Source organism: Microbacterium invictum (assembly GCF_014197265.1).
GTDB classification, from domain to species: domain Bacteria; phylum Actinomycetota; class Actinomycetes; order Actinomycetales; family Microbacteriaceae; genus Microbacterium; species Microbacterium invictum.
In genome coordinates this window covers 1,498,889-1,519,971 of record NZ_JACIFH010000001.1, presented here as the reverse complement: position 1 = coordinate 1,519,971, position 21,083 = coordinate 1,498,889, and the positions used below count along the sequence as shown (strand labels likewise).

At 69.5% G+C, this 21,083-nt stretch carries 20 protein-coding genes; 18 read left to right on the top strand and 2 right to left on the bottom strand.

Annotated features, from left to right (window positions below):
- The first annotated feature begins 23 nt into the window (after positions 1-23).
- The 9 genes from BKA10_RS07365 to BKA10_RS07325 all read left to right on the top strand — a co-directional run bounded on the left by BKA10_RS07365 (position 24) and on the right by BKA10_RS07325 (position 11,629).
- Positions 24-1,691: an arginine--tRNA ligase gene (locus BKA10_RS07365; RefSeq protein WP_183499295.1), complete on the top strand. Its 1,668-nt coding sequence runs from the start codon at positions 24-26 to the stop codon at positions 1,689-1,691.
- Between the two features lies 1 nt (position 1,692).
- Positions 1,693-2,532, top strand: a complete 840-nt coding sequence (locus BKA10_RS07360; RefSeq protein WP_183499294.1) for an LmeA family phospholipid-binding protein — start codon at positions 1,693-1,695, stop codon at positions 2,530-2,532.
- 109 nt (positions 2,533-2,641) lie between these two features.
- On the top strand, positions 2,642-4,051 hold the full coding sequence (gene lysA, locus BKA10_RS07355; RefSeq protein ID WP_183499293.1) for a diaminopimelate decarboxylase: 1,410 nt from the start codon (positions 2,642-2,644) through the stop codon (positions 4,049-4,051).
- Positions 4,048-5,361, top strand: a complete 1,314-nt coding sequence (locus tag BKA10_RS07350) for a homoserine dehydrogenase (protein WP_183499292.1) — start codon at positions 4,048-4,050, stop codon at positions 5,359-5,361. Before lysA ends, BKA10_RS07350 begins: the two co-directional genes overlap by 4 nt.
- A 1-nt stretch (position 5,362) precedes the next feature.
- A complete protein-coding gene (thrC, locus tag BKA10_RS07345; protein WP_183499291.1) occupies positions 5,363-6,445 on the top strand; it encodes a threonine synthase in 1,083 nt (360 codons plus the stop codon).
- Positions 6,442-7,398, top strand: a complete 957-nt coding sequence (gene thrB / locus BKA10_RS07340; RefSeq protein WP_183499290.1) for a homoserine kinase — start codon at positions 6,442-6,444, stop codon at positions 7,396-7,398. Before thrC ends, thrB begins: the two co-directional genes overlap by 4 nt.
- A gap of 155 nt (positions 7,399-7,553) precedes the next feature.
- Positions 7,554-9,713: a transcription termination factor Rho gene (gene rho / locus BKA10_RS07335; RefSeq protein WP_308221552.1), complete on the top strand. Its 2,160-nt coding sequence runs from the start codon at positions 7,554-7,556 to the stop codon at positions 9,711-9,713.
- Positions 9,714-9,724: 11 nt separating this feature from the next.
- Positions 9,725-10,807: a peptide chain release factor 1 gene (gene prfA / locus BKA10_RS07330; RefSeq protein WP_183499289.1), complete on the top strand. Its 1,083-nt coding sequence runs from the start codon at positions 9,725-9,727 to the stop codon at positions 10,805-10,807.
- 420 nt (positions 10,808-11,227) lie between these two features.
- Complete coding sequence (locus tag BKA10_RS07325) at positions 11,228-11,629, top strand: phage holin family protein (RefSeq protein ID WP_183499288.1); 402 nt, start codon at positions 11,228-11,230, stop codon at positions 11,627-11,629.
- A gap of 139 nt (positions 11,630-11,768) precedes the next feature.
- Here BKA10_RS07325 and epsC read toward each other — a convergent pair whose 3' ends face one another.
- Both epsC and cysK read right to left on the bottom strand, forming a co-directional pair.
- Positions 11,769-12,347, bottom strand: coding sequence for a serine O-acetyltransferase EpsC (gene epsC, locus BKA10_RS07320; protein WP_183499287.1), 579 nt, complete (start codon positions 12,345-12,347; stop codon positions 11,769-11,771).
- A 67-nt stretch (positions 12,348-12,414) separates the two neighbouring features.
- On the bottom strand, positions 12,415-13,353 hold the full coding sequence (gene cysK / locus BKA10_RS07315) for a cysteine synthase A (protein ID WP_183499286.1): 939 nt from the start codon (positions 13,351-13,353) through the stop codon (positions 12,415-12,417).
- A 123-nt stretch (positions 13,354-13,476) separates the two neighbouring features.
- Here cysK and prmC point away from each other — a divergent pair, with 123 nt between their 5' ends.
- The 9 genes from prmC to atpA all read left to right on the top strand — a co-directional run bounded on the left by prmC (position 13,477) and on the right by atpA (position 21,077).
- Positions 13,477-14,361 carry a peptide chain release factor N(5)-glutamine methyltransferase gene (prmC, locus tag BKA10_RS07310; RefSeq protein ID WP_183499285.1) on the top strand — a complete coding sequence of 295 codons (885 nt, stop codon included), beginning with the start codon at positions 13,477-13,479 and terminating at the stop codon, positions 14,359-14,361.
- A 43-nt stretch (positions 14,362-14,404) separates the two neighbouring features.
- Positions 14,405-15,094 (top strand): L-threonylcarbamoyladenylate synthase, encoded by a 690-nt coding sequence (locus BKA10_RS07305; protein WP_183499284.1) that lies wholly within the window; start codon positions 14,405-14,407, stop codon positions 15,092-15,094.
- Positions 15,091-16,263, top strand: coding sequence for an MraY family glycosyltransferase (locus BKA10_RS07300; protein WP_183499283.1), 1,173 nt, complete (start codon positions 15,091-15,093; stop codon positions 16,261-16,263). Before BKA10_RS07305 ends, BKA10_RS07300 begins: the two co-directional genes overlap by 4 nt.
- The gene (locus BKA10_RS07295) at positions 16,260-16,784 is read left to right on the top strand and encodes a Cg1360 family ATP-synthase-associated protein (protein WP_241739899.1); all 525 of its coding nucleotides are present in this window, start codon (positions 16,260-16,262) and stop codon (positions 16,782-16,784) included. Before BKA10_RS07300 ends, BKA10_RS07295 begins: the two co-directional genes overlap by 4 nt.
- A gap of 105 nt (positions 16,785-16,889) precedes the next feature.
- A complete protein-coding gene (gene atpB / locus BKA10_RS07290; RefSeq protein ID WP_248198887.1) occupies positions 16,890-17,702 on the top strand; it encodes a F0F1 ATP synthase subunit A in 813 nt (270 codons plus the stop codon).
- A 46-nt stretch (positions 17,703-17,748) separates the two neighbouring features.
- The gene (atpE, locus tag BKA10_RS07285) at positions 17,749-17,997 is read left to right on the top strand and encodes an ATP synthase F0 subunit C (RefSeq protein ID WP_308221553.1); all 249 of its coding nucleotides are present in this window, start codon (positions 17,749-17,751) and stop codon (positions 17,995-17,997) included.
- Between the two features lie 28 nt (positions 17,998-18,025).
- Positions 18,026-18,580 carry a F0F1 ATP synthase subunit B gene (locus BKA10_RS07280; RefSeq protein ID WP_183499282.1) on the top strand — a complete coding sequence of 185 codons (555 nt, stop codon included), beginning with the start codon at positions 18,026-18,028 and terminating at the stop codon, positions 18,578-18,580.
- Positions 18,580-19,368: a F0F1 ATP synthase subunit delta gene (locus BKA10_RS07275; protein WP_183499281.1), complete on the top strand. Its 789-nt coding sequence runs from the start codon at positions 18,580-18,582 to the stop codon at positions 19,366-19,368. Before BKA10_RS07280 ends, BKA10_RS07275 begins: the two co-directional genes overlap by 1 nt.
- A 68-nt stretch (positions 19,369-19,436) precedes the next feature.
- The gene (gene atpA, locus BKA10_RS07270; protein ID WP_183499280.1) at positions 19,437-21,077 is read left to right on the top strand and encodes a F0F1 ATP synthase subunit alpha; all 1,641 of its coding nucleotides are present in this window, start codon (positions 19,437-19,439) and stop codon (positions 21,075-21,077) included.
- Positions 21,078-21,083 lie beyond the last annotated feature (6 nt).

Genomic DNA, 21,083 nt, shown 5'->3' with positions numbered 1-21,083 from the left:
GACCCCCGTAGAATTGAGAGGTTATGAATCCAGAAGCCCTCTCCGCCGCCCTGCTCGCCGTCATCGCCCCGCTTGCCGAGGCGCGACGCGCCGGCTCGAGCGAGGGACTGACGGCCGCGGATCTGCCGCTGGACCGGCCCAAGAACCGCGACCACGGCGACTGGGCCTCAAACGCGGCACTCAAGCTCGCGAAGGTCGTGGGCGCGAATCCCCGCGACTTCGCCGCCGAGATCGCGACCTCTCTGGCATCGACCCCCGGCATCGCCGGTGTCGAGGTCGCCGGCCCCGGATTCATCAACATCCGGCTCGATGCCGCGGCCGCCGGCGCCCTGGCACGCACGATCGTCGAGGCGGGCGCCGCGTTCGGCACGAACGACTCGCAGCGCGGCCAGACCATCAACCTCGAGTTCGTCAGCGCCAACCCCACCGGCCCGATGCACATCGGCCACACCCGCTGGGCGGCGCTCGGCGACTCGATGGCGCGTCTGCTGCTCGCCAGCGGCGCGACCCTGGTGCGCGAGTTCTACGTCAACGACGCCGGCGCCCAGATGGAGCGGTTCGGCCGCTCGGTGCTGGCGGCGATCAAGGGCGAGCCGACTCCCGAAGACGGCTACCCGGGCGCCTACATCGACGAGCTCGCGCAGCGGGTGCAGGCCGCCGTCCCCGGCATCCTGGACCTCGGCGAGGACGAGCAGCTGACCATCGCACGCGACCGGGGCTACGAGCTGCAGCTCGGCGACCTGCAGGCCTCGCTCGTGAAGTTCAACGTGCACTTCGATGTGTTCTTCAGCGAGCGCACCCTGCACGCGAAGGGCGCCGCCGGGGAGCCGAGCCTCGTGGACGAGGCCGTCGACCGGCTGCGCGCGCAGGGCCACGTGTTCGACGCCGACGGCGCCGTGTGGGTGCGCACCACCGACTTCGGCGACGACAAGGACCGGGTGATCCGCCGGTCCAACGGCGAATACACCTACTTCGCCGCCGACGCCGCCTATTACCTCAATAAGACCGACCGCGGCTTCGCGCACAAGATCTACCTGCTCGGCGCCGACCACCACGGCTACGTGCACCGGCTCAAGGCGCTCGCCGGCGCCGCCGGGGACGACCCCGACACGGACATCGAGGTGCTCATCGGGCAGCTCGTGTCGGTCAACGGGGCGCGGCTGTCCAAGCGCGCCGGCAACATCATCGAGCTCGACGACCTGCGCGACTGGCTCGGCACCGACGCGCTGCGGTATTCGCTCGGACGGTATCCGGCCGACTCGCCGCTGACCCTCGACCCCGAGGTGCTGCAGAAGCGCACGAACGACAACCCCGTCTTCTACGTGCAGTACGCGCATGCCCGCACGCACAACGTGGGCCGCAACGCCGCCGACACCGGCGTCAAGCGTGACATCTTCGCGCCCGAGCTGCTCACCCACGAGACCGAGTCGGCGCTGCTGGGCGCTCTGCAGGAGTTCCCGCGCATCGTCGCGTTCGCCGCCGAGGTGCGCGAGCCGCACCGCGTCGCCCGCTACCTCGAAGAGCTCGCCGGTCTCTACCACCGCTGGTACGACAACTGCCGCGTCACCCCGCTGGGTGACGAAGAGGTCACCGACGTGCACCGCACCCGCCTGTGGCTCAACGACGCCACCGGCCAGGTGCTGCGCAACGGGCTGGATCTGCTCGGCGTGAGCGCCCCCGAGCGGATGTGACGTGACCGACGACACGCACGACACCGCGCCGATCCCCGACCCGGCAGCGCAGTGGGTGCTGGCCACGCCCGGCCGGCCCGCGACGAAGCCGAAGCGCGCCGTGTGGCCGTGGCTCGTTGCCGCCGCGGCAGTCGTGGTGCTCGTCGTCGTCGCCTGGATCGCCGGCGAGCAGATCGCGCGCAACCTGCTCGTGAACACCGTCCGCGAGCAGGTGATCACTCAGCTGTCACTCCCGGCCGACCAGCAGGTCGACGTCGACGTCCCGGGTCCGGTCCTGCCGCAGCTGATCGGCGGCGAGATCGACGAGATCACGATCGCCAGCGACGACGTCGTGTTCGGCGAACTCTCCGGTGACGTGAGCGTCCACGCGACAGGGGTCCCCGTGCGCGGTGACGGGCCGATGGATGCCGCCTCGGCCACGATCACGCTCGACGAGGCCCAGCTGACGGCACTCCTCGGCACGATCGAGGACTTCCCGGCCGACACGGTCGTCATCGACGCGCCGGCGATCGAGATCTCGATGGAGCTGCAGCTGTTCGCGCTCACCGTTCCGGTCGGCATCACCCTCGTACCCAGCGCCGCCGGCGGCGACCTCGTGCTGACTCCGTCGACCCTGCGGGTCGCGGGAACAGAGATCACCGCCGAGGCGCTCTCGCGCCAGTTCGGCGCGATCGCCGGCACGGTCATCCGCGACTGGCAGGTGTGCATCGCCGACCAGCTGCCGGCCGGTGTCATGCTCAACGGCGTCGAGGTGAACCGCGACGACATCGTGGCCGAGTTCGAGATCGACGGCGAGATCATCACCGACGAGACCCTCCAGCAGCCCGGTTCCTGCGCGTAGGTCATGCGGTGTCACCGAAACGGTCCGCCACGGCCGGTGTTCTAGACTGCAATGACTGCCGGGGCGTGAATCTCCGCTCGCAGAACCCCTCCACCCGATAGGTGATCGCGTGTCCGCCTCTGAACTCCGCCCGCCGGTGCCCGCCTGGCTCGTCGTGCCCGACGACGTGAACGCGCTGGCCACCGAGGTGTGGCCCGAGCACGCGTCTCGTGACGCGAGCGGCGTGCTCGAACTGGGCGGTGTGCCGGTCACGACGCTGCGCGAGCAGTTCGGCACCCCGCTGTACGTGCTCGACGAGGCCGCGGTGCGCGCCCGCGCCACCCGCGTGAGCGAAGCGTTCCGGGCCGCTACCGCCCGCCACGGCGTGCAGGCCCGCGTCTATTACGCCGGCAAGGCGTTCCTGAGCACCGAGGTCGTCCGGTGGGTCACCGGCGAGGGCCTCGCCGTCGACGTCGCCAGCGGGGGAGAGCTCGCCGTCGCTCTCGCCGCCGGCGCCGACCCCGCGCGCATCGGGCTGCACGGCAACAACAAGCTCATCGGCGAACTCGAGCAGGCCGTCGAGGTCGGCGTCGGATCCGTCATCGTCGACAGCCCCATCGAGATCGAGCGGCTCGCCGCGATCGCCGACCGCCGCGGCATCGTCCAGAACGTCCTGGTGCGGGTCAGCACCGGGGTGCACGCCGAGACGCACGACTTCCTCGCGACGGCGCACGAAGACCAGAAGTTCGGCTTCCCGCTGGTGGATGCCGGTGCCGTCGTCGCCCGTATCCGCGAACTCCCCGCGCTGCGATTCCTCGGGCTGCACTGCCACATCGGCTCTCAGATCTTCGGTGTCTCGGGCTTCGAGGAGTCGGCCGCGCGCCTGGTCGAGACACACGCCGAACTGCTCGCCGGCGGCGACGTGCCGGTCCTGAACCTCGGCGGTGGCTTCGGAATCGCGTACACGTCGGTCGACGACCCGACCCCGATCGAGCAGCTCGCCGATGGCATCGTCGACGCCGTGGCCCGCGAGTGCGAGGTGCGCGGCATCCCGATGCCGAATCTCGCGTTCGAGCCGGGCCGGTCGATCGTCGGCCGTGCCGGGGTGACCCTGTACGAGGTGGGCACCGTCAAGCCGGTGCGCGTCTCGGACGACCTCGAGCGCCTGTACGTGAGCGTCGACGGCGGCATGAGCGACAACGCCCGCACCGCGCTGTACGGCGCGCAGTACTCGGCGCGCGTCGCCTCGCGCACCAGCGACGCCGCGCCGGCGCTCGCCCGCGTCGTCGGACGCCACTGCGAGTCCGGTGACATCGTCGTCGACCACGAGTACCTGCCCGCCGACATCGTGCCCGGCGACCTCCTCGCGGTGCCCGCCACCGGTGCGTACTGCTTCTCGCTCGCGAGCAACTACAACTACCTGCCCCGCCCGGCGGTCGTCGCCGTGCGGGACGGCAGCGCCCGCGTCATCGTGCGCGGGGAGACCATCGAGGATCTGCTGGCCCGTGACGCCGGCACCGTGACCGAGGGAAACGCATGACCGAATTCCGCCGCCTCCGCGTGGCTCTGCTGGGCGCCGGCGCCGTCGGCTCGCAGGTCGCGCACCTGCTGCGCACCCACGCCGACGAGCTGGCCGACCGCGCCGGCGCCGCTCTCGACCTCGTCGGCATCGCCGTGCGCGACGTCGACGCCCCGCGCGACGTCGAACTGCCGCGCGAGCTGCTGACCACCGACGCCGACCAGCTCATCGTCGGTGCCGACATCGTGATCGAGCTGACCGGCGGCATCGAGCCGGCGCGCAGCCGCATCCTCGAGGCGCTGAACTCCGGTGCCGACGTGGTCACCGCCAACAAGGCCCTGGTGGCCACGCACGGTCCGGAGCTGTTCGAGGCGGCCGACCAGGTCGGCGCGACCGTGTCGTACGAGGCGGCGGTCGCCGGAGCCATCCCGATCATCCGGCCCCTGCGCGATTCGCTGGCCGGCGACCGCGTGCACCGCATCATGGGCATCGTCAACGGGACGACGAACTACATCCTCGACCGCATGGACCGCGAAGGCAGCGATTTCGCCGAGGTGCTCGCCGACGCGCAGGCCCTGGGCTACGCCGAAGCGGATCCGACCGCCGACGTCGACGGGTTCGACGCCGCCCAGAAGGCCGCGATCCTGGCATCCCTCGCCTTTCACACCGCCGTCCCGCTCGACGCGGTGCATCGCGAGGGCATCACCGCGATCGACGCGCAGACCATCGCCGCCGCCCGTGGTGCGGGCTACGTCATCAAACTGCTCGCCGTGTGCGAGCGGGTCGCAGACGGCGACGGCGAGGCGATCTCGGTGCGGGTGTACCCCGCGCTGGTGCCGCGCGAGCATCCCCTGGCGAACGTGCGCGGCGCCAACAACGCCGTCTTCGTGCAGGCCGAAGCCGCGGGCGACCTCATGTTCTACGGGGCCGGGGCCGGCGGCATCCAGACCGCGTCCGCCGTACTCGGCGACGTCGTCTCGGCCGCCCGGCGGCACATCGCCGGCGGCACCGGGGTGGGCGAGTCCACCCGCGCGAACCTGCCGATCCTGCCGGTCGGCCGCGTGCAGACCCGCTACCAGATCACGCTCGAAGTCAGCGACCGGCCCGGCGTGCTCGCCACGGTCGCCGGCATCCTCAGCGACGGCAGCGTCTCGATCGCGACCGTCGAGCAGACCGTCATCAGCGAAGGCAATGGAAAGCCGGGTGCCGCACGTCTCGTGATCGGCACGCACACGGCATTGGAGCAGAACCTCGGCGACACCGTCGACCGACTCGCCGCCAGCGGCGTCGTCGACCGTGTCGTGTCGGTACTGCGGGTGGAAGGAGACTGAAATGGCACATGTGTGGCAGGGAGTCCTGCGGGAGTTCGCCGACCGGCTCGGGGTGACCGACGCCTCGACGATCGTGACGCTCGGCGAGGGCGGTACACCGCTCATTCCGGCGCGGTCGCTGTCGGAGATCACCGGTGCGGACGTGCACGTGAAATTCGAGGGAATGAACCCGACCGGCTCGTTCAAGGACCGCGGCATGACCGTCGCGCTCTCGCGCGCCGTCGAGCACGGCGCCAAGGCCGTCATCTGCGCCTCGACCGGCAACACCTCCGCCTCGGCCGCCGCGTACGCCTCGCACGCCGGCATCACCGCCGCGGTGCTGGTGCCCGAGGGCAAGATCGCGATGGGCAAGCTCAGCCAGGCGGTCGCTCACGGCGGCACGCTGATCCAGATCCGCGGCAACTTCGACGACTGCCTCGAGATCGCCCGTGAACTCGCCGACAACTACCCCGTGCACCTGGTGAACTCGGTCAACCCCGACCGCATCGAGGGGCAGAAGACCGCGGCCTACGAGGTGGTCTCGCAGCTCGGTGACGCACCCGACTTCCACTTCATCCCGGTCGGAAACGCGGGCAACTACACCGCGTACTCGCGCGGGTACCGCGAAGAGGCCGCCCGCGGCGTGGCCACGCGCGTGCCGCGCATGTTCGGCTTCCAGGCCGAGGGCTCGGCGCCGCTGGTGCGCGGCGAGGTCGTCAAGAATCCCGAGACAGTCGCCAGCGCGATCCGCATCGGCAACCCCGCCTCGTGGGAACTCGCCCTCGAAGCCCGCGACGCGACCGACGGATGGTTCGGCGCGATCGACGATGAGCGCATCCTCGCGGCGCAGAAACTCCTGGCATCCACCGTCGGCGTCTTCGTCGAGCCCGCCTCGGCGATCAGCGTCGCAGGTCTGCTCGACCGTGCCGAAGCCGGGGTCATCCCCGCCGGCGCCAAGGTCGTGCTGACGGTCACCGGCCACGGGCTCAAGGACCCGCAGTGGGCGCTGCGCAACGCCGACGGCTCGCAGGTCGAGCCCGTCGTCGTCGACGCGACCACGAGCGAGGTGGCCGCCGTGCTCGACCTGGCCGCCGCCCGCGCATGACGGCGGCGTCGCTGATCGCACCCGGCCGCGCGGTCGCGGTGCGCGTGCCGGCCACGAGCGCGAACCTCGGGCCCGGCTTCGACACGCTGGGGCTCGCCCTGAGCGTGTACGACGAGCTGACGGTGACGACGTTGCCCGACCGCCGCGTCGAGATCACGGTGACGGGGGAGGGCGAGGGCGAAGTCCCCACCGATGCCTCGCATCTGGTGGTGCGCGCGATCGCCTACGCCTTCGAGTCGTGCGGGCGGCAGATGCCCGGCATCCACCTCTCCGCCCACAACACGATCCCGCACGGCCGCGGCATGGGCTCGTCGGGCGCGGCCGTCGTCGCCGGGCTGCTGGCTGCGAAGGGCCTGCTGGCCGGCGACGTCGAACTCGGCCCGTCGATGCTGCTGCGCCTCGCGACCGAGCTCGAGGGGCACCCCGACAACGTCGCCCCCGCGCTGTTCGGCGGGCTGACCATCGCCTGGATGGAGCCGGACGGCCCGCAGTCCAAGAAGCTGCTCGTGCACCGCGGCGTCTCGCCGCTGGTGTTCGTGCCGGGCTTCACGATGTCGACCTCCGCGGCCCGCGAGCTGGCGCCGCTGCAGGTGACGCGGGAGGATGCCGTCTTCAACGTCTCGCGGTCGGCGCTGCTGATCGCGGCGCTCACCCAGAGCCCCGAGCTGCTCATGGCCGCGACCGAGGACAAGCTGCACCAGTCCTATCGGGCGCAGGCCATGCCCGAGACCGACAGGCTCGTTCAGTCGCTGCGTGCCGAAGGGTTCGCGGCGGTGGTCTCGGGGGCGGGTCCCAGCGTCCTCGTGCTCGCCGACGGGCCGGGCAAGCGGCTCGCCGCCGCCGAGCTCGCCACCCGCGTCACGGACACTCCGTGGGAGGCCCTCATGCTCGCCGTCGACGTACGGGGTGGTACAGTGAGGGACTATACGGAGGGTTCCACGGGCTACTCGTGAATCTGACCTCCGTCGCAGATCTGCGAACCATCGCATAACCCCCCGTTGCAGCACATGCCTCTCCCGTGGCTGTGCGCGCCGGGACGGTCGGTACCTGTCGTGGACAGGGCCTTCATGCGGTACAAGAACTTTCCACCGTTGACAAAGGAGCACTCGTGGAGTCCATCTCCGAGATCCAGAACATCGAAGACGCCACTGCAGACGACGCAGCCGCGCAGCCGAACACCGACACGGTGACCGAGCAGACTCCGGATGCCGCTGCCGCAGCACCCGCGGACGCCGAGGACGCGTCCGCTGCTGAGGTCGTCGCCGACGAGCCGGCCGAGGCATCCGCCGCCGAGGCGCCGGTTGCGGACGAGACCGCCGGCGCGGAGCCCGCTGCCACCGAAGCGCCGGTCGCCGACGCCGACCAGCCCGCCGCCGAGGCGCCCGTCGCCGACGAGAAGCCGGCTCGGGCCCCGCGCAAGCGCGCACCGCGCCGTGCCAAGAGCAGCGATGTTCCCGCCGAGGCGCCCGCCGCCGAGGCCGCGCAGCCGGCCGAGGGCGACGCGTCCGCCGCTGAAGCGTCCGCGGCCACCGACGTCGCGCAGCCCGCCGACGCCGAGACGCCCACGGCGACCGACGCAGCGCAGCCCGCCGACGCCGAGGCGTCCGCCGCGGAGACCACGACCGACGACGCACCGGCCGAGAAGCCGGCTCGTGCGCCCCGCAACCGCCGCGCGAGCACCAAGTCGACCGCTGCCGCGAAGGCCGCCGAAGAGGCCGCCACCGCGGAGGCAGGCGACGGCGCCGGCTCGTCCGACGCCGCGGAGTCCGACGCCAAGCCGGCCGATGCCGGCTCGGCCGACACGACGGACGCCGGCTCCGCCGACGCGAACGCCGACGGCGACAGCCAGTCCGATGAGGGCTCCGGCCGCTCGCGCAGCCGAAACCGAAACCGCAACCGCAACCGCAGCGGCGGCACCGGCAACGCCCAGAACGGCAACCAGGGCGGCGCCCAGAACGACGACAAGCAGTCCGACGCCGACGACGACAACCAGAACCAGAGCCGCAACAACCGCCAGCGCAACAAGCGTCGCGGTCCGGGCGGCGTGGCCGACGAGTTCGAGCCCGAGATCGGCGAGGACGACGTCCTGATCCCGATCGCCGGCATCCTCGATGTCCTCGACAACTACGCGTTCGTCCGCACGACCGGCTACCTGCCCGGCACGAGCGACGTCTACGTCTCGCTCGGCCAGGTGAAGAAGTACAACCTGCGCAAGGGCGACGCCGTCGTCGGCGCGATCAAGCAGCCGCGCGAGGGCGAGCAGTCCAGCCGCCAGAAGTACAACGCGCTCGTCAAGGTCGACGCGATCAACGGCCTGTCGGTCGACGATGCCGCCACCCGCGTCGAGTTCGGCAATCTCACGCCGCTGTACCCGCAGGAGCGTCTGCGCCTGGAGACCGCCCCCGAGAAGCTCACACAGCGCATCATCGACCTGGTCGCACCGATCGGCAAGGGACAGCGCGGCCTGATCGTCGCGCCGCCCAAGGCCGGCAAGACGATCGTGCTGCAGCAGATCGCGAACGCCATCGCGACGAACAACCCCGAGGTCCACCTCATGGTCGTTCTCGTCGACGAGCGCCCCGAAGAGGTCACCGACATGCAGCGCACGGTCAAGGGCGAGGTCATCGCCTCGACCTTCGATCGCCCTGCTGAAGACCACACCACCGTCGCCGAGCTGGCCATCGAGCGCGCCAAGCGCCTCGTCGAGCTCGGCCGCGACGTCGTCGTGCTGCTCGACTCGATCACGCGGCTGGGCCGGGCCTACAACATCTCGGCTCCGACCAGCGGCCGTGTACTCACCGGCGGTGTCGACGCGTCGGCGCTGTACCCGCCCAAGCGCTTCTTCGGCGCCGCGCGCAACATCGAGAACGGCGGATCGCTCACGATCCTCGCGACTGCGCTCGTGGAGACCGGCTCGAAGATGGACGACGTCATCTTCGAGGAGTTCAAGGGCACCGGCAACAGCGAGCTGCGCCTGAGCCGTCAGCTCGCCGACAAGCGCATCTTCCCGGCCGTCGACGTCAACGCGTCGTCCACCCGCCGCGAAGAGATGCTGTTGTCCAGTGACGAGGTCAAGATCACGTGGAAGCTGCGTCGCGCCCTCGCGGGTCTCGACCCGCAGCAGGCCCTCGAGGTCGTGCTCGGCAAGCTCAAGGAGACGCAGTCGAACGTCGAGTTCCTCGTGCAGATGCAGAAGTCGATGCCGGCGCCGGCCCGTGACACCCACGGTGGCGGACACAGCCACGGTCACGAGAACAGCATCCGCTGAGCGGAGCGACGGTGTTCGAGTCGGTCCAGGGGCTGATCGCGGAGCACAGGGCGGTTCAGGAGGAGCTCTCCGACCCGGCTGTGCACGCGGATGCCGCGCGCGCCAAGCGTGTGAACCGACGCTACGCCGAGCTCTCGAGGATCGTCGCGGCCTACGACGCGTGGGTCACGGCATCCGATGACCTGAGCGCCGCCCGGGAGCTGGCCAAGGAGGACGACGCGTTCGCCGACGAGATCCCGGCTCTCGAGACCGGGGTCGCCGAGGCGCAGGAGAAGCTGCGGCGTCTGCTGATCCCACGCGACCCGGACGACGCCCGCGACGTGATCATGGAGATCAAGGCGGGGGAGGGCGGCGCCGAATCGGCTCTGTTCGCCGCCGACCTGCTGCGCATGTACCTGCAGTACGCCGCCTCGAAGGGGTGGAAGACCGAGATGCTCGAGCGCAACGAGTCCGATCTGGGCGGCTACAAGGACGTCCAGGTCGCGATCAAGGGTTCTTCGACCGATCCGGCGCAGGGCGTGTGGGCGCACCTGAAGTACGAGGGCGGCGTGCACCGCGTGCAGCGGGTTCCTGCCACCGAGTCGCAGGGACGCATCCACACCTCGACGACCGGCGTGCTCGTGTTCCCCGAGGTCGACGAGCCCGAAGAGGTGCAGATCGACCAGAACGATCTGAAGATCGACGTCTACCGGTCATCCGGCCCCGGCGGACAGTCGGTCAACACGACCGACTCGGCCGTACGCATCACGCACGTGCCGACGGGCATCGTCGTGTCGATGCAGAACGAGAAGTCACAGCTCCAGAACCGCGAAGCCGGCATGCGCGTGCTGCGTGCCCGCATCCTGGCGCGGCAGCAGGAGGAGCGGGATGCCGCCGCCTCCGACGCCCGCCGCTCGCAGATCCGCGGCATGGACCGCTCCGAACGGATCCGCACGTACAACTTCCCCGAGAACCGCATCGCCGATCACCGCACCGGCTACAAGGCGTACAACCTCGACCAGGTCATGGACGGTGCGCTCGAGCCGATCGTCCAGTCGGCGATCGCTGCCGACGAAGAGGCGCAGCTGGCCGCGGTCGGGTCCGAGGCCGTCTGAACCGGATGTAGGACGCGACTCCGACCTCGCTCGTGCGCTGCGACCTTGTTACGGACTCAGCCGCCCGCAGGAGACTCCTCGACGAGAAACCTCACGGCAGAGCCGGGATCAGCGCTGAGGCCCGTTCGGTGCCTTCGACGGCGCCGCTGCATCGTCTTCCCGGGCGGTGACGTCCGATGGGAACTCATCGTGTGAGCTGGTGCGCTGTTCGGCGGCTGTGGCCATCGGTGCAAGCAAGTCGGTCACACCAAGAAGGACCAACGCCGTCCTGATCGCCAGCGCCCAAGTGCGTCCATCCCATCAACTCCGCTTCCTCGAGGACGGCCGTCACTTTGACGCTGTTCCACACCGGATTGCAAGAATGATGATGACGTGTGGTGCCTGCGACGTGTATACGCTGTTCGGCGATAGCGTCAACGCATGATCACCTTCTTGATCCGCGCGCTGATCTTCGTCGTCTCCGCGGCTCTCGGCCTCATCGCCGCCGACCTGATCCTGCCCGGCTTCCACATCGACTGGAGCGACTGGTGGGGCTTCGTGCTCGCGGTCGTCATCTTCGCCGTCATCCAGAGCGTGCTGGCGCCCTGGGTGTTCAAGATCACCCGCCGGCACGCCTCGGCCATGCTCGGCGGCATCGGGATCATCTCGACGTTCGTCGCCCTGCTGATCGTCGTGCTCATCCCCGGCGCCGGGCTGGGCATCTCGGAGCCGCTGGCGTGGATCCTCGCGCCGGTGATCGTGTGGCTCGTGACGGCGCTCGCCACCTGGCTGCTGCCGCCGCTGTTCCTCAAGAAGAAGGTCGCCGACCGCCGAGCGGCGTGACCCGCTGCGCCCCGGCGGGCGGGCACCCGGGCGCTCAGCAGTCGCTCGAGCACAGTGTTGTGGTGCGAGACTGTGCCGAACTGACTGTTGAATCGCCGGTGGGACGAGGCCCGGCCGCGAAACGCAAGCCGCGTCGGCGTCAGATGTAGTACTCGGGCGCCGTCAGCAGCGCGCGGGTGTCGAGGTTCTCGGTGCGACGGCGAGGCTTGGCCGGAACGCCGACGAGCACCGAGTCGGCGGGGGCGTCCTTGGTCACGACGGCGTTCGCGCCGACGACCGAGCCTGCACCGATCGTGATCGGACCGAGGATCTTCGCGCCCGCGCCGACGGCGACGCCGTCTTCGAGGGTGGGATGCCGCTTGCCGCCATCGCGGGTCCGTCCGCCGAGCGTGACCCCGTGGTAGAGCATGACGTCGTCGCCGACCTCGGCGGTCTCGCCGATGACGACGCCCATGCCGTGGTCGATGAAGAAGCGGCGACCGATGGTCGCGCCCGGGTGGATCTCGATGCCGGTGATCCAGCGCGTCACCTGTGAGATCGCGCGCGCCGGGAACCGGATGCCGTGCACCCACAGCGCGTGGGCCAGCCGGTACGACCAGATCGCGTGCAGCCCCGAGTACAGCACCGCGATCTCGACGCCGCTTCGGGCGGCCGGGTCGCGCAGCTTCGCCGCCGCGACGTCTTCACGGATGCGGGCAATCGGGCCGATGCGGGTCATGGTGCTCCTCGGAGACAGCGTACCGGGCGGGCCGCCGAAGCAGCGCCGCCCGGTATCGCGTGCAGAATCAGTCCTCGCGCAGGTCCTCGAACAGCGCGGTCGACAGGTAGCGCTCGCCGGTGTCCGGCACGATCACGACGATGTTCTTGCCCTCGCTCTCGGAGCGCGCAGCCACCTGCAGCGCCGCCCACACGGCCGCACCGGCGGAGATGCCGGCGAGGATGCCCTCCCGCGCGGCGAGGTCGCGCGCGGTGGCGATCGCGTCGTCGAACTCGACGGTGACGACCTCGTCGTACACGCTCGTGTCGAGGATCGGGGGGACGAAGTTCGGGCCGATGCCCTGGATCTTCGCCGGCCCGGGCGTGCCCTGCGACAGCAGGGGCGACGCCGTCGGCTCGACGGCGATGACCTTGACGTCGGGCTTGCGCTCCTTGAGCACCTGGCCGACACCGGTGATGGTGCCGCCCGTGCCGATACCGGCGATGAAGACGTCGACGGCGCCGTCGGTGTCGCGCCAGATCTCCTCGGCGGTTGTGGACCGGTGGATGGCCGGGTTGGCGGCGTTCTCGAACTGGCTGGCCAGGATCGCGCCGGGAGTCTCGGCGACGATCTCCTGCGCCTTGGCGACGGCGGCCTTCATGCCGCCGGCCGGGTCGGTGAGGACGATCTCGGCACCGAAGCGCTTCAGTAGCTGGCGGCGCTCGACCGACATCGACGACGGCATCGTCAGAATGACCTTGTAGCCGCGCGCCGCGCCGACCAGGGCCAGGGCGATGCCGGTGTTGCCGCTCGTGCCCTCGACGATGGTGCCGCCGGCGCTCAGCGCACCCGCTGCCTCGGCGGCGTCGACGATCGCCACACCGATGCGGTCCTTCACGCTGGAGCCGGGGTTGAAGTACTCCAGCTTGGCGATCACGGTGCCCGCGAGGCCTTCGGAGAGTCGGTTGAGGCGAACGAGCGGGGTGTTGCCGAATGCGCTCGTGATGTCGGAGTGGATGCCGGGCATGGCGTGCCTTTCGTACGTGTCGGGTCCGCTCGGGCGGTGCGGAGGTGTCCGCCCCAGCGTACGGGGATGCGGTGTCGTCACGGCCAATATGACGAATCGTCACGACTATGCTGGTGCGCGCCCATGACCTCCACCGCAGATCCGGCCGCGCTGCCGTTGACCGATCTCATCCGCACCGCCGCCGCGACGCTCGCCGCCGCCGGCGTGCCCTCTCCCGACGCCGACGCCGAGCTGCTGGCCGCGCACGTCCTGGGCGTCGGTCGCGGCGAGCTGGCTGCCGCCGCGATGCGCGGCGACGTGGTGATGGATGCCGTTGCCGAAAGCCTCCAGACACTGATCGCGCGTCGCGCATCGCGCGAGCCGCTGCAGCACATCACGGGCCGTGCGGCGTTCCGCCATCTCGAGCTGCGCGTCGGTCCCGGCGTGTTCGTGCCGCGCCCTGAGACCGAGATGGTCGCCCAGCTCGCCGTCGACGCTCTGCGCGCCACGCCTTCGCCGGCGCCGATCGGCGTCGATCTCGGAACCGGTTCGGGCGCGATCGCGCTCGCGATGGCCACCGAGGTGCCGCACGCGCAGATCCACGCGGCCGAGAACTCGGTGGACGCGTTCGTCTGGGCGAAGGAGAACTTCGCCGAAGTGGACGCCGGCAACGCGCGCCTCGCCTTCATCGACCTCGCCCACGCGTTCACAGAACTCGACGGCACCGTCTCGGTCGTGGTCTCCAACCCGCCGTACGTGCCCGACGACGCGATCCCACGCGATCCCGAGGTACGGCACTGGGACCCGCCGGCTGCCCTGTACGGCGGCGCGGACGGGCTCGACGTCGTCCGGACGCTGTCGGGCGTCGCGCTGCGGCTGCTGCATCCCGGCGGGACGCTGATCCTCGAGCACGGCGAGTGGCAGGGCGCGCCGATCCGTGCGCTCCTGACCGCCGACGGCTGGCGTGCCGCCGCGACGCACCCCGACCTGACCACGCGCGACCGCGCGACGACGGTCCTCCGCCCCTGACGCTCGCGGTCTCCCAGCGCCCCGACCGTAGAATGTTGCGGATATGTCTCCCGTCTTCGATTGCCGCGACAGCGAGCAGCTGCTCCCCGCCATGCGGGCCGCCCGCCAGGCGATCGGCCGCGGCGAGCTGGTCGTCGTGCCGACCGACACGGTGTACGGCATCGCCGCCGACGCGTTCAACGCGAGCGCGGTGACTCGGCTGCTGGAGGCGAAGGGACGCGGGCGACAGTCGCCGCCTCCGGTTCTCGTGGCCGGCATCACGACGATGCGCGCCCTGGTGGCCGAGGTTCCTGAAGCGGTGGAGCGGCTGGTCGAGGAGTTCTGGCCGGGTGGGCTCACGATCGTGCTGCCCGCGCAGCCGTCGCTGTCGTGGGATCTCGGCGACACCGCCGGCACCGTCGCGGTGCGGATGCCGGCCGAGCGCATCGCCCTCGAACTGCTCGAGGAGTGCGGGCCGCTCGCCGTGTCCAGCGCCAACCTGACGGGCAAGCCCGCTGCCGTGGCCGTCCACGAAGCGCTCGACATGCTCCGGGACCGTGTGTCCGTGTACCTCGACGGGGGACCCGCCAGCACGGGTGTGGCGTCCACCATCATCGACGCGACCGGTCTGGTCGGCGACACCGAGCGACCGGTGCGGGTGCTTCGCGAAGGAGCGGTCGATCGTGCGGCGCTGCGGGGGGTCCTCGGGGATCTGCTCGAAGCGGAGCCGGACGAGCCCGGTGACGACGCGTGAAGCACTACATCTTCACCGTCATCCTCACCGGCGCGCTGACATTCGTCCTGACCTGGATCGTGTGGCGCGTGAGCATGCGCTACAAGCTCTACCCCGGCATCCGGGAACGGGATGTGCACAAGAACCCGACGCCGCGCCTGGGCGGGGTCGCGATGTTCCTCGGATTCAGCGGGATGTTCGCCCTATCGTCGCAGGTGCCGTATTTCGCCATCATCTGGCAGGACCCGCAGGTGATGTGGTCCATCTACGCCGCTGCGCTGCTGATCGTGCTGATCGGGGTCGCCGACGACCTGTGGGACCTGGACTGGCTGATCAAGCTGGGGGCGCAGTTCCTGGTGGCCGGCATCGTCGTGGGTTTCGGGGGCATTCAGATCTTCGCGATCCCCTTCGGCGGCCAGCTGCTGCTGTCGAGCTGGCAGAGCTTCACGCTCTCGGTGTTCGCGATCGTGATCGTCATGAACGCGGTCAACTTCATCGACGGACTCGATGGGCTCGTCGCGGGCGTCTGCCTGATCACCAACGCCGTCTTCTTCGTCTACACCTATCTGGTCGCCCGTGACGCGGGCATCGACAGCTACTCGAACCGCGCATCGTTCATCGCCATCGTGCTGGTCGGGGTCTGCATCGGCTTCCTGCCGATGAACTGGAACCCTGCGCGACTGTTCATGGGAGACTCCGGTGCGCTCATGCTGGGGCTGCTCATGGCCACTTCGGCGATCACGCTGACCGGGCAGCTGGACCCGGGCGCGCTGGGCGACAACGACGTGTTCGGCCGCTCGCAGCTGCTGGGCGCGTTCATCCCGATCCTGCTGCCCCTCGTCGTGGTGCTGCTGCCGCTGCTGGACTTCGGGATGGCGGTCGTCCGCCGGATGTCGCGGGGAAAGTCCCCGTTCAGCCCCGACCGCAAGCACCTGCACCACCGCATGCTCGACATGGGTCACTCCGACCGTGATGCGGTCCTCATCTTCTACGCGTGGGCGACGATCGTCAGCCTCTCGGTCCTCATCATGTACATCGGCACGACGGCGGACTGGCCGGGCCTGTACTGGCCCGGTGTCGTGTACCTCGCGATCGGCGTGGTCGCGTGTCTCGTCGTCACCCTCACTCCTTCGCGGGCTGCGCTCGCGGCTCGGACGTCCGCCCCCACCGAACAGGAACATGCCTCATGACCAGCCAGAGCCTCTCCAGCAACCGCATCCTGCGGACGACTCTGCTGTGGTCCGCGGCGGCGACGGCATTGCTCGCCGTGATCGGCGCTGTCGTCGGCTATGCCGTCGCCGGCATGGAAGGACTGTGGAGCGCGCTGGTCGCCGTCGTGCTGGCCGCGGTGTTCCTGGCACTGACCGGCATCACGATCCTCGTCGCCAACCGCTGGTACGGCGACCCGCTGTACGTGCCCATCTTCTTCGGGGCGGTCATGGGCGGGTGGCTGCTGAAGTTCGTGCTGTTCATCGTGGCGCTCATGCTCCTGCGCGGGCAGGAGTGGCTGAACCCCACGGTGTTCTTCATCGCGCTGGTCGTCAGCGTCGTGGCATCCCTCGTCATCGACGTCATCGTCATGACCCGCATGCGCATTCCGCACGTGAGCGATGTGACGCTGCCCACCGCCGCCGACCTGACCGAACAGGACGACGCGGAGGATCCGGGCAGTGACGCCGCCCCGGAGGTCGGGAGCGGTCGCGAGTCCTGATAGGCTGTTTTCTGCGCCCGCTCGCCTCCCCGCTGAGCGATTGCGCATCGACGCTCACCGACCATCGTTGCCTCGGGTTACACCGATGCCCCGAAGCTGGAGCCAGTGCTGTTTACTGAAGCTGCGACCCTGATCGCCAAGACCGCCGAGAGCGGGCCTGAGTTCCACGGCCCGTCGATCGATGAATTCTTCCCGGAAGCGATTTTCCAGATCGGCGATCTGGTCATCAACCGGATCCACATCATCCAGTTCATCGCGACGATCGCGGTCGTCCTGATCTTCTGGCTGGGCACGCGTCGCATGACCGTCGTCCCGGGCCGCTTCCAGAGCGTCGTCGAGATGGGGCTGGACTTCGTCCGCGTGAACATCGCCGAAGACCTGCTGGGCAAGAAGGACGGCCAGCGCTTCCTGCCGATCCTCACGACGATGATGTTCATGATCCTGTTCATGAACCTGACGGGCATCATCCCGTTCATGAACATCGCCGGCACGAGCATCATCGCGGTGCCGCTGCTGCTGGCCGCCGTCAGCTACGTGACGTTCATCTACGCCGGCATCAAGAAGAGCCCCAAGGGCTTCTTCAAGAACTCGCTGTTCCCCGCCGGTGTGCCGCCGTTCCTCTACATCATCGTGACCCCGCTCGAGTTCATCTCGACCTTCCTGGTGCGCCCCGTCACGCTGACCCTCCGACTCCTCATGAACATGATGGTCGGACACCTCATGCTGGTCCTGTTCTTCGCGGCCACGCACTTCTTCCTCCTGGACCTCGGCGGCTGGTGGTCGGTGCTGGCGGCGGGCTCGCTCGCCTTCGGCCTCGCCTTCACGGTCTTCGAGATCCTGGTGGCCGTCCTCCAGGCATACGTCTTCACCATCCTCACCGCGGTCTACATCCAGCTCGCGGTAGCAGAAGAGCACTGAGCGGGCGGGCATCCGCCCTCCCACCCAATCGAAAGGAAACACCCCCGTGGACGCAACTACGGTTCTGGCCGCTGTGAACGTCGATGTCACCGGGTCGCTCGCGACTCTCGGCTACGGCCTCGCCGCCATCGGCCCCGCCATCGGTGTGGGCATCGTCGTCGGAAAGACGATCGAGGGCGTCGCCCGTCAGCCCGAGCTGGCCGGTCGCCTGCAGGTCCTGATGTGGATCGGTATCGCCTTCACCGAGGCGCTCGCCTTCATCGGCATCGCGACCGCCTTCATCTTCGGCTTCTGATCCCGCACACCAGACTTAAGGAGACAGGATGCTGAACGCTCTTGTCGCGTACGCCGCGGAGGCGGAGGCGGAGCACAACCCGCTCATCCCCGCGTGGTACGACATCATCTGGTCGGCCGTGTGCTTCGTCGTCATCCTCTTCGTCTTCTGGAAGGTCGCCCTTCCGAAGATGAAGGATCTCCTCGACGCGCGCGCCGCCGCCATCGAGGGCAACATCGCGAAGGCCGACGAAGCCCAGCGCAAGGCCGAGGCCGCGCTCGAGGAGTACACCTCGCAGCTCGCCGAGGCGCGCAAGGAGGCCGGCGAGATCCGTGATGCCGCCCGCGAGGACGGCAAGAAGATCGTCTCCGAGGCCAAGGAGACCGCGTCGAGTGAGGCAGCACGTCTGACCTCCGCCGCACACACGCAGATCGAGGCCGAGCGCCAGACCGCTCTCGTCTCGCTGCGCAGCGAGGTCGGCACGCTCGCGCTCGACCTGGCCGGCGGCGTCATCGGCGAGACACTCTCCGACGATGCGAAGGCACAGGCTGTCGTCGACCGTTTCCTGGCCGACCTCGAAGCTTCCGAGGGAGCGACGAAGTAATGGGCAGCGCGACCACTCAGGCGCTCGCGGCGACCACCGCGGCGCTGAACGACGCGAACGGCGTCGATCTCGACGTCGCCCGCGAACTGTTCGCTGCGGCCGGCGCCCTGGGCGAGACGCCGCAGCTGAGCGGCGCGCTGTCTGCGGCCGTCGCGTCGGCAGAAGCACGCACGAAGGTCGTCACCGACGTCTTCGGCGGCTTCGCGCCGGTCACGCAGTCCCTGCTGAGCACCATCGCGGTGCAGCGGTGGTCGTCGACCGACGACCTGATCAGCGCAGTCGAGGAAGTCGCGATCCGCGCTGCCGCCGTCGCCGCGCCGACGACCGATATCGATGCCGAGCTGTTCGAGGTGTCGCGTGCCGTGGCCGGCAGTGCCGAGCTCGAACTCGCGCTCGGCAGCCGCCTCGGCGATGCGAAGGCCAAGGGCGTTCTCATCGAGTCGATCCTGGCCGGCCGCGCGAGCGAGCCGACCACTCTGATCGTCTCATCGCTCGTGCAGCACTCGCGTGGACGTCGTGTGCGCACCCTGCTCGGTCGTGCCCTGCGGATCGTCGCAGACCAGCGCGGTCGCACGGTCGCCACCGTGCACGCCGCCCGCGCGCTCAGCGACGCGCAGATCTCGCGTCTGCGCGCCTCGCTCGGCCAGCGCTACGGCACCGACGTCGCGCTCAGCATCGTCGTCGACCCGACGGTCGTCGGCGGCGTGCGCGTCGAGATCGGCGACGACGTGATCGACGCCACCGTTTCATCCCGCCTCGGCGACCTGCGTCAGCGGCTGGCCGGCTAGAACTCACCGCTCCAACGGGAGCGGACACGGCAGGGCAGGCGCCCTCCGACAGACATAGAAGGAAGACCATGGCAGAACTGTCCATCAGTCCCGACGTCATTCGTGACGCGCTGAAAGACTTCGTCGCCGCGTACGAGCCGACGGCCGCCGCCGCGACCGAGGTCGGAACCGTCGTCGACGCCGGAGACGGCATCGCCCACGTCGAGGGACTGCCCGGCGTCATGGCGAACGAGCTCGTCCGCTTCGACAACGGCGTCGAGGGCCTCGCGCAGAACCTCGACGAGAACGAGATCGGCGTGGTCGTCCTGGGCGACTTCTCCGGCATCGTCGCCGGCCAGAAGGTCACCCGCACCGGTGAGGTGCTGTCGGTCGCCGTCGGCGACGGCTTCCTCGGCCGCGTCGTCGACCCGCTCGGCAACCCCATCGACGGTCTCGGCGAGATCGCGAACGAGGGCCGCCGCGCGCTCGAGCTGCAGGCACCGGGTGTCATGCAGCGCAAGAGCGTGCACGAGCCGATGCAGACCGGCGTCAAGGCGATCGACGCCATGATCCCCGTCGGCCGCGGCCAGCGTCAGCTCATCATCGGCGACCGCCAGACCGGCAAGACCGCACTGGCGATCGACACGATCATCAACCAGAAGGACAACTGGGCGTCGGGCGACGTCAACAAGCAGGTCCGCTGCATCTACGTCGCCATCGGCCAGAAGGGCTCGACCATCGCTTCGGTGAAGGGCGCGCTCGAGGACGCCGGTGCCATGGAGTACACGACGATCGTCGCGGCCCCGGCATCCGACCCCGCCGGGTTCAAGTACCTCGCCCCCTACACCGGCTCGGCCATTGGCCAGCACTGGATGTACGGCGGCAAGCACGTCCTCATCATCTTCGACGACCTGTCCAAGCAGGCCGAGGCCTACCGCGCCGTCTCGCTGCTGCTGCGCCGCCCGCCGGGCCGCGAGGCGTACCCGGGTGACGTCTTCTACCTGCACTCGCGTCTGCTCGAGCGCTGCGCGAAGCTGTCGGACGAACTGGGCGCGGGTTCGATGACCGGTCTCCCGATCATCGAGACGAAGGCCAACGACGTGTCGGCCTACATCCCCACCAACGTGATCTCGATCACCGACGGCCAGATCTTCCTCCAGTCCGACCTGTTCAACGCCAACCAGCGTCCCGCGGTGGACGTCGGCATCTCGGTCTCGCGCGTCGGCGGTGACGCCCAGGTCAAGTCGATCAAGAAGGTCTCCGGCACGCTCAAGCTGGAGCTTGCCCAGTACCGCTCGCTCGAGGCGTTCGCCATGTTCGCGTCGGACCTCGACGCGGCCTCGCGTCGTCAGCTGGCGCGCGGTGCCCGCCTGACAGAGCTGCTCAAGCAGCCGCAGTACTCGCCGTACCCGGTGGAGGAGCAGGTCGTCTCGATCTGGGCCGGCACCAACGGCAAGCTCGACACGATCGAGGTCGAGGACGTGCTGCGCTTCGAGCGCGACCTGCTCGACTACCTGAAGCGGAACACGACGATCCTCGATCGTCTGCGTGAGTCGAACGTCCTCGACGACGACATCGCGGGCGAGCTCGCGAAGGTCACCGACGACTTCATCCTGGAGTTCCAGGGCGGCAAGGGCCAGGCCATCAACAAGCCGGGTCACGAAGAGGTCGCCGCAGCTCACGAAGAAGACGTGAACCAGGAGAAGATCGTCAAGGGCCGTCGCGGCTGAGCGACT